General features: G+C 75.6%; 17 protein-coding genes, 1 pseudogene and 1 riboswitch. Of the genes and pseudogenes, 13 read left to right on the forward strand and 5 right to left on the reverse strand.

Features of this window, described 5'->3' with window-relative positions:
- Positions 1-100 precede the first annotated feature (100 nt).
- The 5 genes and pseudogenes from ACU610_RS18635 (at position 101) to ACU610_RS18655 (ending at position 2,709) form a co-directional block, all read left to right on the forward strand.
- The gene (locus ACU610_RS18635; protein WP_446769184.1) at positions 101-478 is read left to right on the forward strand and encodes a hypothetical protein; all 378 of its coding nucleotides are present in this window, start codon (positions 101-103) and stop codon (positions 476-478) included.
- A gap of 23 nt (positions 479-501) precedes the next feature.
- Positions 502-771: pseudogene (locus ACU610_RS18640) on the forward strand (acyl-CoA thioesterase domain-containing protein); the annotation flags it as partial.
- A 61-nt stretch (positions 772-832) separates the two neighbouring features.
- Positions 833-1,300: a hypothetical protein gene (locus ACU610_RS18645; RefSeq protein WP_446769185.1), complete on the forward strand. Its 468-nt coding sequence runs from the start codon at positions 833-835 to the stop codon at positions 1,298-1,300.
- A gap of 45 nt (positions 1,301-1,345) precedes the next feature.
- On the forward strand, positions 1,346-2,239 hold the full coding sequence (locus ACU610_RS18650; RefSeq protein ID WP_446769186.1) for a mechanosensitive ion channel family protein: 894 nt from the start codon (positions 1,346-1,348) through the stop codon (positions 2,237-2,239).
- On the forward strand, positions 2,236-2,709 hold the full coding sequence (locus ACU610_RS18655) for a hypothetical protein (RefSeq protein WP_446769187.1): 474 nt from the start codon (positions 2,236-2,238) through the stop codon (positions 2,707-2,709). Before ACU610_RS18650 ends, ACU610_RS18655 begins: the two co-directional genes overlap by 4 nt.
- Positions 2,710-2,713: 4 nt before the next feature.
- Here ACU610_RS18655 and ACU610_RS18660 read toward each other — a convergent pair whose 3' ends face one another.
- Positions 2,714-3,742, reverse strand: a complete 1,029-nt coding sequence (locus ACU610_RS18660) for a zinc-dependent alcohol dehydrogenase family protein (RefSeq protein WP_446769188.1) — start codon at positions 3,740-3,742, stop codon at positions 2,714-2,716.
- 38 nt (positions 3,743-3,780) lie between these two features.
- On the opposite strand from ACU610_RS18660, the gene ACU610_RS18665 reads away from it, so the two are divergent.
- From ACU610_RS18665 to ACU610_RS18695, 7 genes are all read left to right on the forward strand, one after another.
- Positions 3,781-4,491, forward strand: coding sequence for a hypothetical protein (locus ACU610_RS18665; protein WP_446769189.1), 711 nt, complete (start codon positions 3,781-3,783; stop codon positions 4,489-4,491).
- 45 nt (positions 4,492-4,536) lie between these two features.
- Positions 4,537-4,653: riboswitch (SAM riboswitch) on the forward strand.
- Between the two features lie 43 nt (positions 4,654-4,696).
- A complete protein-coding gene (locus tag ACU610_RS18670; protein WP_446769190.1) occupies positions 4,697-5,143 on the forward strand; it encodes a PLP-dependent transferase in 447 nt (148 codons plus the stop codon).
- 289 nt (positions 5,144-5,432) lie between these two features.
- Complete coding sequence (locus tag ACU610_RS18675) at positions 5,433-6,404, forward strand: glycoside hydrolase family 26 protein (protein ID WP_446769191.1); 972 nt, start codon at positions 5,433-5,435, stop codon at positions 6,402-6,404.
- On the forward strand, positions 6,401-7,633 hold the full coding sequence (locus ACU610_RS18680) for a PP2C family protein-serine/threonine phosphatase (RefSeq protein ID WP_446769192.1): 1,233 nt from the start codon (positions 6,401-6,403) through the stop codon (positions 7,631-7,633). Before ACU610_RS18675 ends, ACU610_RS18680 begins: the two co-directional genes overlap by 4 nt.
- Positions 7,630-9,690: a glycosyltransferase family 2 protein gene (locus tag ACU610_RS18685; RefSeq protein ID WP_446769193.1), complete on the forward strand. Its 2,061-nt coding sequence runs from the start codon at positions 7,630-7,632 to the stop codon at positions 9,688-9,690. Before ACU610_RS18680 ends, ACU610_RS18685 begins: the two co-directional genes overlap by 4 nt.
- Positions 9,687-10,025 (forward strand): STAS domain-containing protein, encoded by a 339-nt coding sequence (locus tag ACU610_RS18690; RefSeq protein ID WP_446769194.1) that lies wholly within the window; start codon positions 9,687-9,689, stop codon positions 10,023-10,025. Before ACU610_RS18685 ends, ACU610_RS18690 begins: the two co-directional genes overlap by 4 nt.
- Before the next feature lies 1 nt (position 10,026).
- On the forward strand, positions 10,027-10,431 hold the full coding sequence (locus tag ACU610_RS18695; RefSeq protein WP_446769195.1) for an ATP-binding protein: 405 nt from the start codon (positions 10,027-10,029) through the stop codon (positions 10,429-10,431).
- 72 nt (positions 10,432-10,503) lie between these two features.
- On the opposite strand, the gene ACU610_RS18700 is transcribed toward ACU610_RS18695, so the two are convergent.
- Positions 10,504-11,082 (reverse strand): gamma carbonic anhydrase family protein, encoded by a 579-nt coding sequence (locus ACU610_RS18700; RefSeq protein WP_446769196.1) that lies wholly within the window; start codon positions 11,080-11,082, stop codon positions 10,504-10,506.
- Positions 11,083-11,189: 107 nt separating this feature from the next.
- Here ACU610_RS18700 and ACU610_RS18705 point away from each other — a divergent pair, with 107 nt between their 5' ends.
- Entirely contained in the window at positions 11,190-11,768 is a 579-nt protein-coding gene (locus ACU610_RS18705) for a YdeI/OmpD-associated family protein (protein WP_446769197.1), read from the forward strand.
- A gap of 100 nt (positions 11,769-11,868) precedes the next feature.
- On the opposite strand, the gene ACU610_RS18710 is transcribed toward ACU610_RS18705, so the two are convergent.
- The 3 genes from ACU610_RS18710 to ACU610_RS18720 form a co-directional block, all read right to left on the reverse strand.
- Complete coding sequence (locus ACU610_RS18710; RefSeq protein ID WP_446769198.1) at positions 11,869-12,876, reverse strand: C40 family peptidase; 1,008 nt, start codon at positions 12,874-12,876, stop codon at positions 11,869-11,871.
- Between the two features lie 199 nt (positions 12,877-13,075).
- A complete protein-coding gene (locus ACU610_RS18715) occupies positions 13,076-13,564 on the reverse strand; it encodes a hypothetical protein (RefSeq protein WP_446769199.1) in 489 nt (162 codons plus the stop codon).
- A 242-nt stretch (positions 13,565-13,806) separates the two neighbouring features.
- Entirely contained in the window at positions 13,807-14,109 is a 303-nt protein-coding gene (locus ACU610_RS18720) for a hypothetical protein (RefSeq protein WP_446769200.1), read from the reverse strand.
- Between the last annotated feature and the right edge of the window lie 301 nt (positions 14,110-14,410).

A 14,410-nucleotide genomic window follows, 5' to 3' on the forward strand; every position in this document is an offset into this window, starting at 1 on the left:
CCGGGGGCTGTGTGCCCGCCCCGGAGGCCGGGCACACTCCCCGGAGCGAGGCGTCCGCCGGCCGGGACGGCGGCGTCGTGGCGGGGGAGGTCTGCGAACCGTGAGCGAGCCGCGTCCGGGCTGGTCGGTGCGCCGTTGGAGGCTGCTGCTGTGGCTGGCGGTGGGGGTGGTCCTCGGGGGCCTGGGCGCCGTCGGTCTGCCGAACGAGTTCGGGGTGACGGCGGGCTTCGTGGCCGCTCTCTGCGCCTTCCTCCTCGTGGTCGCCCTGGTGGTGTTCATCACCGTCCCGGGGCCCGACACCCTGGGCACCCTGTTGCGCACGCCACCCCTGGCCGGGGCGGTGACGGTGGTCGCCGTCCTGCTGGTGCTGGCCAACCCGACCGGGTCGTCGCTGCGCTGGCTGTGGGTGGTCGCCGCGGTCGCCGCGGCCGGGTGGACGGCGTTCGCCGTGTGGGAGACCCGCCGCTCGGGCGGCTGACCGCGGCGGCAGACTCGACACCCGTGACCCCGCCCACCGCCCTCTACGTCCCCGACGGCGACGGCTTCCTCGCCACCGACCTCACCATCGGGCCGTGGGACCCGGGGCTGCAGCACGCCGGGCCGGTCGCGGCCCTGCTGGCCCGGGAGGCCGAGCGGGTCACCGAGATCCCCGGCGGGCAGACCGTGCGGCTGGCCTTCGACATCCTCGCGCCGGTCCCGGTCGGCCCGGTGCAGGTCAGCGCCCGGCTGCTGCGCCCCGGACGGCGGATCGAGCTGGTGGAGGCGGTCCTCACCGCGGGCTCCTCCCCCGCCGGCCGGGAACGGCCGCTGGTGCGGCTGACCGCCTGGCGGGATGCGCAGCTCCGCGGTCGAGGGGACGCCGCAGGCCGGCGTCCCGCTGCCCGGACCGGAGGAGAGCCGCCCCGAGACGGCGGCCTTCTTTACCACCGACGTCGCCTACCACCGGGCGCTGGAGTGGCGCTTCGCGCACGGTTCGTTCAACGGGCCCGGTCCGGCGGCCGCGTGGACCCGGGCGCTGTGCACCCTGGTCGAAGGCGAACCGATGAGCCCGCTGCAGCACCTGCTGGTGATGACCGACGCGGCCAGCGGCATCTCCGCCGTCCTGGACTGGCAGCGGGCCACCTTCGCCAACGTCGACCTCACCGTCGCCCTGGTGCGCCCGCCGGCCGGGGAGTGGCTGGGCGTCGACGCCGCCACCACGATCGGTCCGGCCGGCGCCGGGCAGTGCTTCGCCGACCTCCACGACGCCACGGGGTGGATCGGCCGCTCGGCGCAGGCCCTGTTCGTCGCGCCACGCTGACCCGGCGTTGGCGCCGCTGAGCTCGGTTGGGGAGGCTGGAGCGCGATGGCACCGCTGGACCCCCTGCTGACCTGGCTCGCCGGGCGCGGGCTGGAGATCGCCCTCATCGTCCTGGGGTCGGTCCTGCTGGCCCGGTTCGTCACCTGGGTCGGCGCGAAGATCACCGACCGGATCGACGCCCGCGCGACCGGCGGCGACGCCCTGGTGCGCTCCGAGGCCGCCAAGCACCGGCACTCGCTGACCCAGGTGATCACCTGGACGCTCGTCGTGCTCGTCTACGCGATCGCCGTCTTCGCCGTCCTGGACCGGGCGGGCATCCCGATCGGCGGGCTGGTCGCACCGGCGACCGTGCTGGGCGTCGGGCTGGGCTTCGGCGCGCAGCGGATCGTCGGTGACGTGCTGGCGGGCTTCTTCATCATCACCGAGCGGCAGTACGGCTTCGGCGACGTCGTCTCCATCACGGTGGTCGGGGGCGCTGATCCGGCCGAGGGCACGATCGAGGACGTCACGCTGCGAGTGACCCGGCTGCGCTCCCCCAACGGCGAGGTCATCACCCTGCCCAACGGGCAGATCGTGAAGGTGGTCAACCTCTCCCGCGACTGGGCGCGTGCCGTCGTCGACGTCCCGGTGCCGACGACGCTGGACGTGAGCCGGGTCAACGACATCCTCAAGGAGGTCGGCGCGGAGGCCTTCCGGGACCAGCGGCTGCGCCCGCTGCTGCTCGACCCGCCCAGCGTGATGGGCGTGGAGACGCTCGACCTCGATCAGGTCAACGTCCGGATGGTGGCCCGCACGCTGCCCGGCAAGCAGTTCGAGGTCGGCCGCGACCTGCGGGCCCGGATCGTCCTCGCCTTCCACCGCGCGGGCCTCAACGTGCCGGCGCCCACGGCGACCTCGCCGTCCGGTGACCTCTCGCCGTCCTCGGACGGTGCCCGGTGACCACCCCGGAGACCAACGGCCCCGGCGAGCCGACCCGCGAGCTGTCGGTGAGCACCGCGCCGCCGCCCGCGCCGCGCCGCTGGTGGTCGGCGGTGCCGCACCACCTCGGCCGTGCCCGCACCTCGACCGTCGTCCTGGCGCTGCTGTTCGTCGGGCTCTACACGCTCTACCTCTACGTCCGCCCGCCCGACGTCCCGACGGCGCCGGCGACCGGCGGGACGACGGTGCAGACGCCGGCGCGCACCGCCCCGGCGGAGCCGACGGAGCCGACCGAGACGACGGAGCCGACGACGACGGCGCCCGCCCCTCCCACGACGCCGTCGCCGACCTCCGCCGTCCCGACCTCCGCACCCGGCGAGGAGACCCCCGCGGAGACGACGGCCCCGGCGCCGACCACCGCCGAGGAGGAGACGCCGACGCAGGCGCCGGCCCCTGCCGAGCCGACGACGAGCGCCGCGCCCGGGACCTGAGGTCTCAGAAGCGGGTGACCACCGCGATGCCGGGGTCCCGGCCGACCGCGGCCAGGGCGGCACCGGCCTCGTCGAGGGGGAGCCGACGGGTGACCAGCGCCTGGGGTCGGAGCCGGCCGGCGGCGATGAGGCCGAGCAGCTCGGGATAGGTGTGCGCGGCCATGCCGTGGCTGCCCAGCACCTGCAGCTCGCGGGCGACGACGAGGTCCATGGGCACCGCGGGCCGGCCCTGCGCCGGCGGCAGCAGCCCGACCTGCACGTGCCGGCCCCGCGGGCGCAGCGACCGGACCGAGTTCTCGCACGTCACTGCCGCGCCGAGGGCGTCCAGGGAGACGTGCGCGCCCCCACCGGTGAGCTCGGCGACGACGGCCGGGACGTCGCGGCCGCCGTCCACCGTGTGCTCGGCGCCGATGGCGGCGGCGAGCTGCAGTGCCGCCGGGGAGACGTCGACGGCGACCACCCGGGCGCCCGCGGCGACGGCCACCTGCACGGCCGAGAGCCCCACCCCGCCGCAGCCGTGCACGGCGACCCACTCGCCCGGCCGGACCCGCGCGACCTGCGCCACCGCCCGGAAGGCGGTGGCGAACCGACACCCCAGGCCGGCGGCGGTGGTGGCGTCCAGCTCGTCGGGCAGCGCGACCAGGTTGACGTCGGCGGCGTCGAGCGCGACGTACTCGGCCATCGAGCCCCAGTGCGTGAACCCGGGCTGGGTCTGCCGGCTGCAGACCTGGTGCTCGCCGGCGGCGCACTGGGCGCAGCGGCCGCACGCGTTGACGAACGGGACGGTGACGCGGTCGCCGACCCGCCAGCGCCGGACGTCCGCCCCGACGGCGGCGACGGTGCCGGCCAGCTCGTGGCCGGGCACGTGGGGGAGGACGACGTCCGGGTCGTGGCCCTGCCAGGCGTGCCAGTCGCTGCGGCAGACGCCGCTGGCCCCCACTCGGACGACGACGCCGCCGGGCGCCGGGTCGGGGACGGGGACGTCCTGCACGGTCAGCGGGCCGCCGAAGGAGTCGAACACGAGAGCACGCACCTGGTGAGCCTCTCCCAGGCCGCTCCTACGCTGCAGGCGTGTCCACCCTCACCGTCCCCACCCGGTTCTGCGGCCCGCCAGGCACGGCCAACGGCGGGTGGCTGGCGGGGACGCTGGCCACGCTCGTCGACGCACCCACGGTGAGCGTCCGGCTGCGCCGGCCGGTGCCGCTGGAGCGACCGCTGAGGGTGCGGACCGACGGGGCGGCCGAGCTGTACGACGACGCCGAGCTGCTGGCCCGGGCCGAGCCGTCGTCGTTGGACCTCGAGATCCCTCAGCCCCCGTCGGTCGCGCAGGCGGCGGCCGCCGTCGAGGCGCTCCCGCCGTGGGCGGACCACCCGTTCCCGCGATGCTGGGGGTGCGGACCCGAGCGGCCGGTCGGCGACGGCCTGCGCACCCGGGTCGGCCCGCTGCCCGGTCGGCCCGAGCTGTGGGCGGGGGTGTGGCGGCCGACCGCCGACCTGCCTGCGGTCTCCGGGGCGGCGGCGCCGGAGACGGTGTGGGCCGCGCTGGACTGCCCCTCGTCCATGCCGCTGTGGACCGAGCCGCCCGGTCCGCTGCTGCTCGGCACGATCACCGCGCAGCAGCAGCGGCCGGTGCCCGTGGGCGCGGACTCCGTGCTGCTGGCCTGGGTGCTGGAGCGGGAGGGCCGGCGGTCGACCACGGCTTCCGCGCTCGTCAGCCCGGACGGCGAGGTCGCCGCCCGGGCGCGGGCCGTCTGGTTCGCGGTACCGGCGTCCACCAGCTGAGACGCCTGTTCCACGGCCGACGGCGGCCTGCCTAGGATCACGCCGGCTCACGGGAGGCAGTGACGAACACCTGGCTGGCTGCCCGGCAACCTGCACTCCGTCCGAGGTGCTCCCAGGGGAAGAGCCGGCCGGACGGCGCCCGCCGCCCGGCAAGGACGGAGCTCTCGCGCGCCGCGGGTCCTCCGCGAGCGAGAGGAAGCGGCGGATGAGCGACCCCCGGAGCTGGAGCTTCGAGACCCGCCAGATCCACGCCGGCACCAGCCCCGATCCCACGACCGGTGCCCGCGCCCTGCCGATCTACGCGACGACGGCCTATCAGTTCCGGGACACCCGGCACGCCGCCGACCTGTTCGCGCTGGCCGAGCTCGGCAACATCTACACGCGGATCATGAACCCGACGCAGGACGCGCTGGAGCAGCGCGTGGCGTCGCTGGAGGGCGGCGTGGCGGCCCTCGCCGTCGCCAGCGGACAGGCGGCCGAGACCCTGGCCATCCTCAACGTCGCCCAGGCCGGCGACCACGTCGTCGCGTCCGCCTCGCCGCGGTGCAGGACGACGGCCGCTACGCCGTCGCCTCCCACCTCGACCACCACGCCGACGAGCTGGCCCGCCGGTTCGACGCCGGCAGCTACGTGGTGCTCACCGAGGCCATGAACTCCTGGGACGTCGGCCGCGGCCGCGGTGGGGTCGACGCGGCGCTGGCCCGGATCACCGCACGGACCGTCGTCGCCGGCGTCGACACCCGACCGGCTGTACCCGCTCGCGCTCCAGCAGCAGGTGGCCGACGCCCTCGGCGTCCCGCTGCGGGTGATCGCCTCCCCGCACGGGCACGACGGCTTCCTCATCGAGGTCGACGCCGTCGGCGCGCTGGTGCGGGAGCTGGTGGGGACGTGACCACCCGGCAGTGCGCCACCGATCGCCCCGTCGCCCGGCGCTGCCTCCCGTGACGGTCCGGAGCGGGCGGCCGTGGTGGCTCGTCGCCGTCGCAGCCGCGATGGGCGTGGGAGCCCTGGCCACCGCCGTGGTCGCCGTCGTCGACGGCCCGGAGCGCACCGAGCCCCTCGCGTTCGGCGTCACCACGCCCGGAGGCGCGAGGGCCGCCGCGGAGCTGGACGCGGTCGAGGCCGCCGTGGGGGAGCGTCCGTCGCTGGTCCTGACCTACGCCGACTTCACCACCCCACCCCCTGTCGCCGACCTCGACGCCGTCGCGGCCCGGGGCGCCGTCCCGGTGGTGACCTGGGAGCCCTGGGACTGGGACGCCCCGGACAGCGGGGCGTTCGGCCTGGCCGCCATCGCGGCCGGGGACCACGACCCGTACCTCCGGCAGTGGGCCGACGCGCTGCGGACCTGGGGCCGGCCGGTGCAGGTGCGCTTCGCGCACGAGCAGAACGGCGACTGGTACCCGTGGGCGGTGGGCGTGTCGGGTACCACGGCCGCCGACCACGTCGCGGCGTTCCGGCACGTCACGGAGGTGTTCGATGCCCAGGGAGCGGGCAACGTGCAGTTCGTGTGGAACCCGAACGTACGGTTTCCCGGGTCGTCGCCGATGGCCGAGACGTGGCCCGGCACCCGGTACGTCGACCGCGTCGCCCTCGACGGCTACAACTGGGGCACCGGCTCCCCCGGCTCCGGCTGGCAGGAGCCCGACGAGCTCTTCGGCGACAGCCTCGAGGAGCTGCGCGAGCTGGCCCCGGGGATCCCGATCAGCATCACCGAGGTCGCCTCCGCCGAGGAGGGCGGGGACAAGGCCGCCTGGGTCACCGATCTGGTCGCCTACCTGGACGCGCAGGCCGACGTCGCGGCGTTCGTCTGGTTCGACCACGACAAGGAGGCCGACTGGCGGATCACCAGCAGCCCGGCCAGCGCCGCGGCGATGCGGGCAGCCCTGGCCGGACGCCGGCTGGTGGCCCGGTGACCGCCGCGCAGGCACCGGCGGACGTCCGGGTGCCCGCGCCGACCGACCCGGTGGAGGCCCGGCGCCTGCAGGCACTGGAGCAGCTGCACCTGCTGGGCACCGGCCAGGAGGAACGCTTCGACCGCATCACCCGGCTGGCACAGCGGGTGTTCGACGTCCCGATCGCGACCATCACGCTGGTGGACGAGGACTCCCTGTGGTTCAAGTCCGCCCAGGGGATGCCCGTGGACCGGGCGGAGCGTCAGGCGTCCTTCTGCGACCGGACGATCGCCCTCGGGACGACCCACGTCGTGCCCGACGCCCTGGCCGACGTCCGCTACGCCACCACCCCTGCCGTGACCGGCCCCCCACGTATCCGCTTCTACGCCGGCCAGCCCCTCGCGGGGCCGGGGGGCCTCACCGTCGGCACGCTGTGCCTGTTCGACGTCCGCCCCCGCTCGCTCGACGCCGGGGACGTCGCGCTGCTGGAGGAGCTGGGCCGGTGGACCGAGCAGGAGCTCGCCCACTCCGTCGAGATGGACCGCGCCCGGGAGGTGCAGCAGGCACTGCTCCCGCAGCGACCTCCCGAGCTGCCCGGTTACCGGGTCGCCGGGTCCTGCCAACCGGCCTTCGCCGTCGGCGGTGACCTGTTCGACCACGACCTCGTCGGCGGCGACCTGGTCCTGTCCGTCGCCGACGTGATGGGCAAGGGCGCCGGGGCCGCCATCCTCATGGCCACCGTCCGCGCGGTCCTGCGGACCACGGTGCGGGACTCCGGAGCCCGGGACGGGCGCCGGCCGGAGGGCGACGTCCTCACCGCCACCAACCGGATCCTCCTGCCCGACCTCCAGCGCACCGGTTCCTTCGTGACCGCCTTCCACGCGCGACTGGACGCCGCGACGGGGCGGGTGCGGTACGGGGACGCCGGTCACGGGCTGTCCCTGGTCCGGCGGGGGACGGGCGGCGTCGAGCGGCTGGCCGGGGAGGACCTCCCGCTGGGCATCGACGTCGACCAGAGCTGGACCGAGCACGAGGTGGTGCTCGAGCCGGGGGACACCCTCTTCTCCTTCAGCGACGGCCTCTTCGACGTGCTCGGGGGCACGCACGAGGCCCTGGCCGAGGTCACCCGGCTGCTCGAGGCCCACCCGGAGCCCGACGACCTGCTCCGCGCCGTCCGCGCGCTGGCCTCGGCCGCCGCTCCCCTGGACGACGTCACGGCGGTCGCCGTCCGACGGGTGCCGCGAACGTGAGCCGCCACCGCCGCACGGCCTGGACCGGGCCGGGCGCCTCCTCCGCCCGTGAGCTGCCCGACCGCGAGACCGCGGCGGCGCTCTCCCCCCGGGTGCCGCTGACCCCGGGCCTGGTGGGGTTGCGGCTGCTCATCCTGCTCACCGCGGCGCTCGGCGTGAACTACGTGGTGTGGCGGTGGCTCGAGTCGATCAACTGGTCGGCCTGGTGGATCGCCGTCCCGCTGGTCCTCGCCGAGACGTACAGCCTCGTCGACTCGCTGCTGTTCGGCCTGACGATGTGGCGGCTGCGCCGGCGCCGGCGGCCCCCACCACCGCCGGACGGCGCGACGGTCGACGTCTTCATCACCACCTACAACGAGCCCGTCGACCTCGTCATGGCCACGGCGGAGGCGGCGCAGCAGATCCGGTACCCGCACCGCACCTGGATCCTCGACGACGGTGCACGCCCCGAGCTCCGGGAGCGCGCCGAGGCCGCCGGCATCGGCGTGATCACCAGGTCCGTGGAGTGGGCGGGGCGCCAGCGGCACGCCAAGGCCGGGAACCTCAACAACGCCCTCATGACCACCGACGGGGAGTTCGTCCTCATCCTGGACGCCGACCAGGTCCCCGACCCGGCGATCCTCGACCGCACCCTGGGGTACTTCCGCGACCCGCAGATGGCCCTGGTGCAGACCCCGCAGGTGTTCGTCAACGTGCCCGACGACGACCCGTTCGGCAGCCAGGCGCCGCTGTTCTACGGCCCCATCCAGCAGGGCAAGGACGGCTGGAACGCCGCGTTCTTCTGCGGGTCGAACGCGGTGCTGCGCCGCGAGGCCCTCATGCAGCTGGGCGTCTCCCGGTACGTCACCGAGGTGGAGCTGGCGGTGACCCGGACGCTCCGGACCGCCGATCGGGTGCTCGCCCGGGCGCGCAGGGGCCTGGACCCGTCGCAGACCGAGGCGCGCGCCGCCCTCGACGCGGTCGCCGAGGCGGTGGCCCGGAGCCGTGCGGACCTGCGGGCCGGCGCCGCCCTGGCCGACGTGACCTACCGCTTCCAGCTGCAGGTCGACGCGGCGGCCCGCCGGCTGGTCGACGCCGACGTCACCGCGCTGGAGAGCGACCTCGCCGAGATCGCCGCCCTGTCCTCGGAGCTGGACGCCGAGGAGGCCGGCCCGGCCGAGCTCGACCGTGCGGCGCTCGCCCGGCTGGCGCACCGCGACTGGTCGCCGCTCGGCGCCGTGGAGACCGTGCGCGCCCTGGTCCGGGCGATCGACGTCGACCGGGACGACGAGGCGCAGCCGCTCATGCCGATGGCCACCATCTCGGTGACCGAGGACATGGCGACCTGCATGCGGCTGCACGCGCTCGGCTGGCGCACCGCGTACCACCACGAGACCCTCGCGCTCGGCCTGGCGCCGGAGGACCTCGGCACCATGCTCACCCAGCGGCTGCGCTGGGCCCAGGGCACGGTCCAGGTCATGCTCCGGGAGAACCCGCTGGTGCAGCGCGGGCTGACCCTGGCGCAGCGGCTCATGTACTGGGCCACCATGTGGAGCTACCTGTCCGGCTTCGCCGCGGTCGTGTACTTCGCCGCGCCGATCGTCTTCCTGACCACCGGGATCCTGCCGGTGCAGGCGCTGTCGGCGGACTTCTTCCTCCGGCTGGTGCCGTTCCTCGCGGTCAACCAGCTGCTCTTCTACCTCATCGGGCGGGGGAAGCGGAGCTGGCGCGGGCAGCAGTACTCGCTCGCACTGTTCCCCGTGTGGATCCGCTCGGTGACCTCCGCGGTGGCCAACGTCGTCTTCGGCCGCAGCCTGGCCTTCGCCGTCACGCCGAAGGAGCGGCAGGCGGTGGCCCGGCGTCCGTGGCGTCTCGTGCGGCCCCAGCTCGTGGTCATGGCGCTGCTCGTGGTCGCCGCGGTGGTCGGGACCGTCCGGATGGGAACCGGGCAGGCGTCGGCGCTGGGCACGGCCGTGAACCTGGTGTGGGTCGCCTTCGACCTCGCCGTCCTCAGTGTGATCATCAAGGCCGTCCGCCACCGCGGACCCGAGGAGCAGCCGGCGGAGGTCCCCGCATGACCGAGTTCCAGACCGAGACGACCGACACCGGCATCGGCGTGGTCCGGCCGGTGGGGCGGCTGAACATGGTCGCCGCCCCGCGGCTGCGGTCGCTGGTCGCCGAGCTGGTGGCAGGGGGGACGGCGCGGATCGTCGTCGACCTCTCGGAGACCGAGTCGATGGACTCCTCGGGGCTGGGAGCACTCATCGCGGGGCTGAAGACCGCTCGCCAGGCCGGCGGCGACCTGCGCATCGCCGGGGCGGGACCGCAGGTGGAGGCCGTGCTGGACCTGACCAACCTCCGGCGGGTGCTGCGTCCCCGCCCGGACGTCGCCAGCGCCTTCGCCGGCGACTGACGTGCGCGGCGGCGCGGAGCACCTGCTCCAGGCCACGGCCGGCCCCGAGCTCCTGGGGCCGGTGCACGACCTCCTGGCCCGCCTGTGGGCCGACGAACCCGGCGTGGGCGAGCAGGACCGGATCCGCTTCGAGACCGCGGTGGCCGAGGTGGCGGCCAACATCGCCGAGCACGGCGCCGCTGCCGGCGCCGAGCGTGTGTCCCTGCGGCTGTCCAGCAGCCCCGACCGGATCCGGGCGGTCTTCGAGGACGACGGTGCACCGGTCGAAACGGGGACGGAGCGGCCGCCCGCCGACGACGCCGAACGGGGCCGGGGGCTGCTGCTCGCCCGCGCCGCGGTGGACCGGTTCAGCTACGAGCGGGACGGGGCCACCAACCGCTGGGTCCTCGTCCTCGGCGACCTCTGACCGGCGCCAGATCTGCACAGTCGCGGCCGTCGGGCGCCCGATGACCGCCAGTGTGCAGATCTCGTGCGGGGCTCACTCCATCGCGTCGCCGGCGGTCTGCCCGGCCGGGGGGAGCTTCTGCCGCACGATCGGGCGCACCTTGCGGGCGCTGTCGAGCCGGTCGGTGTAGCTGGCGGCGTTGCCGCGGATGTGCTGCAGGTCGTCGTCCGTGGCCTGCCGGATGACCTTCGCGGGGACGCCGGCGACGAGCGAGCCCGGCGGCACCTGCGTGCCCTGGGTGACCACCGCGCCGGCGGCCACGATCGAGCCGGACCCGATGTGCGCGCCGTTCATGACGACGCTGCCCATGCCGACCAGGACGTCGTCGTCGATGCGGGCGCCGTGCAGGACCACGCGGTGGCCGACGGTCACGCCGCGGCCGACGACGAGCGGGAAGCCGGGATCGGAGTGCAGGGTGCAGACGTCCTGGATGTTGGAGCCCTCGCCGATCTCGATCACCTCGGCGTCGGCACGCGCGACCGCGCCGTACCAGATGCTGGACCGCGGGCCCATCGTGACGGCGCCGACCACGACGGCGGTCGGCGCGACGAAGGCCTCGTCGTGGATCTTCGGGGACCCGAAGGGCAACTCGGCGATGTAGTTCTCGGCCACGGGCGACAGCACAGCACAGACGCGTCGCGACTGCACCGCCGGAGGACGCCCCACCCGGGCGCCGGCGACCGTGGACCGCGACGTCGCCCGCCGCCAGGATGGCCGCCGTGACGCTGCCGACCGACCTGCCGGTGCTGGCCTTCCCCGACCAGGCCGCGCTGGAGGAGTGGCTCGAGGCCGAGCACGCGACCGCGCCCGGGCTGTACGTGCGGCTGGCCAGGAAGGGCTCCGGCGTCCCCTCGGTGACCTATGCCGAACTGGTCGAGTCGGTGCTCTGCTTCGGCTGGATCGACGGGAGGTCGCAGCGTCTGGACGACACCTCCTACCTGCAGCGGATCACCCCGCGCCGGCCGCGCAGTGTCTGGTCGCAGAAGAACGTGGCCGCCGTCGAGGCGCTCACCGCCGCCGGCCGGATGCGCCCGGCGGGGCTGGCCGCGGTCGAGGCCGCCCGGGCCGACGGCCGGTGGGAGCGGGCCTACGCCGGCCCGGCCACGATCACCGTCCCCGACGACCTCGCCGCCGCCCTGGCCACCGCGCCCGCCGCCCAGCAGGCCTTCGACGGCCTCGACGGCCGCAACCGCTACGCCGTCCTCCACCGGGTGGCCACGGCCGCCACACCGCAGACCCGCGCCCGCCGGATCGCCGCCCTCGTCACGATGCTCGCCGAGGGACGCCGTCCGTACTGAGGAAGGACCCTGCTGGCCCCACCCGGCCCCGTCGGGAGGCTCGCCCCGAGCCTGCGAGGGTGGGGAGGACGGGGGCCTCCCACCTGCAGGGGGCCGCCTGTCAAAGGATGCGGCGGGCGCCGGCGTAGCCGGCCATGTCCACGCTGGTCACCGCGACCGGCTGGCTGAAGGTGCGGGCGTGCACCATCTTCCCGTTCCCGACGTAGATGCCGACGTGGTAGACGGGCGAACCGAAGAAGACCAGGTCCCCGGGCTGCAGCTCGCTGCGCGAGACGGCGGTGCCCATCTGCGCCTGCGCCCGGCTGGAGTGCGGCAGGGCGACGCCGGCAGCGGCGTAGGCGAAGCTCGTCAGGCCCGAGCAGTCGAAGCCGTCCGGGCCCGAGCCGGCCCAGACGTAGGGGTCGCCGACCTGCGCGAGCGCGGTCTCCAGGACCGTCGCGACGGCCTCGCTCGGGGCGGCGGCCACGACCGACGCCGTCTCCGGCGCGGCCAGTGACGGCCCCGCGACCGAGGTGGTGACGGCGGCCTGCTCGGCAGCCGAGAGGCGGGCGAAGTCGGCCTCGTAGGTCTCGACCCGCGTCTGCACCTCTGCCCGCTGGCGCTCCAGCTCGGCGAGGGACGCGGTCGCCTGCGCGGCGGCGGCGTCGGCGTCGGCCCGGGCCTGCTCGGCGGTGCGCTGCGCGACCGAGACCTCGGCCAGCAGGCCCTCGGTGTGCGCGGCGATGAGGTCCAGCGTGGTCATCTGCTGGACCACGTCCGCCGCGGACTCGGAGGTGAGGAACGCGGCCATCCGGGACTGCGACGTCCCGGCGCTCTGCGCGATGGCCACCAGCTGTGGGCCGTAGCCGGCGAGCACGGCCTCGGCCTGGGACGCCCGCGTGGCGGCGTCGACCGCGGCCTGCTGCTGCGCGGCCACGGTCAGCTCGGCCTCGTGCACCTGCTCGTCGAGGGTGGCCAGCTGCTTGCTGGCCTCGGCGACCAGCCGCTGGGCCTCGTCCGCGGAGCCCGGGTCGGCGCTCGCCGTCGCCGGGGCCAGCAGCACGGCGACAGCAGCCGTGGCGACCAGGGCGGCGCGCGACCAGCGCCGGCTCGTCCGATTGCGGCCCATGCCCGGCCCCCTCTCACCGCGCCCCGCCCTGGGAAGGAGGCGGTGTTCCATGCGCGTGAGCACGCACGGTAAGGAGGGCGCAACGTCACGTAGGGGTCGGCGCGCGGGGTTCAGGCCAGGGCGCTCGACTCAGTCGTCACAGCGGTCCCAGCGGTCCCGGGCGCCGCGGGAGAGCCGCGCTGGGCGTCAGGGGGTGCGGCTACCGCCGGCGCGGCGGGGCGGTGCCCGAGGGGGTGCGGTCGGGTGCGAGGGGGACCAGCCGGTCGGCGACCGCGCCGGTCACGAAGGAGTAGACCGCCTTCCCGCCGATGTCGACGACCTGGTCCTGGCGCGACCACGTCCACGGCGGCGCGCCCACGCCGGTGGCGTTCTCCAGGGTCTGGTCGGTGGCCAGCCGCACCGAGGTGTGCCAGGCCGAGGCGCGCCAGCCGCGCAGCCCGCTGGCCGACCACACGCCACGCAGGGCGCCGACGGCCGCGCCGGTGCCCCAGTGCATGAGGTGGTTGCGAACGGGCGGGCGCGCGGACCCCGGCAGGCGGCGGCGGGTGGTCAGCGCGGTGAGGGTGCGCGCGGGCACGTACGAGTCGGGCCGGTGGGTCACCGACTGCTCGACCTTCTCGGCGATCGTCATGGCCGCGGTGCCGGCCAGGCCGGCGAGAGCACCTCGGAGGGCAGCGCGTCCCAGCATGGGACGGCCCTACCCGGGTGGGAGCACGGAGGAACCGCGGCCCGGCCCCGCAGGTGCGGAGCCGGCCTGGTGACGTACCGGAACGGCCACCATCCAGGGGCTCGCCGGCCCCGTCCCGGTGCCCGCCGGCCCCCCGCAGGGTCCCGCCGCGAGCCTGCGAGTGGTGGGAGGCAGCGGGTCCTCTGACGAGGGATGGGGAGGACGGGGTCCTCCGACCAGGCCTCGGTGGAGGGTGGACTCCCTCAGCCGGCGAGCGACTCGGGGGCGTCGAGGCCGCCGACCAGCTGCAGGTCGCGGACGACGGCGGAGAGCTCGTGGGCGGTCCACGGCTCGCAGCAGTCGCAGCCGCCCTCCCGGTAGCTCACCAGGCCGAGCAGACCCTCGGCCTGGTCCTCGGCGATCGCCAGGCTGCCGGCGGAGGGGTGGCGGTGGCAGGTGCAGGCCGAGACGCACAGGCCCAGGCCCCAACCGGAGACCACGACGGAGCGCCCGTCGTCCCACACCCTGCCGACCTGGAAGACCGACGGCTTCTGAGCCCGCGTCACGGGACCCTCCCCTCACCGGTCCGGCTGTGCCGGATCCCGTCCGTTGCGAGCGGAGCGCCTCTGTCCGCCCGGTGCACGTCTCGGCGTGCGCGCGGGGTGGTGCAGCCGGAGGTCGCCCGATCCCGCGAGACAGACCGTAGGTGGCCGGACGCGGACGGTCACGAAGCCATGCGGGGTCGGGTGTGACGGACCGGTCGTCACACCCCACGGGTCCCACGAGCACCACCCGTACGGGCCCGGGTGAGGAGGGAGGACCCCCTTGCCCCCACCGCTCGTGGGAGGACCCCGTCGTCCCCCTCGC

It is taken from the genome of Geodermatophilus sp. URMC 61 (genome assembly GCF_052931555.1).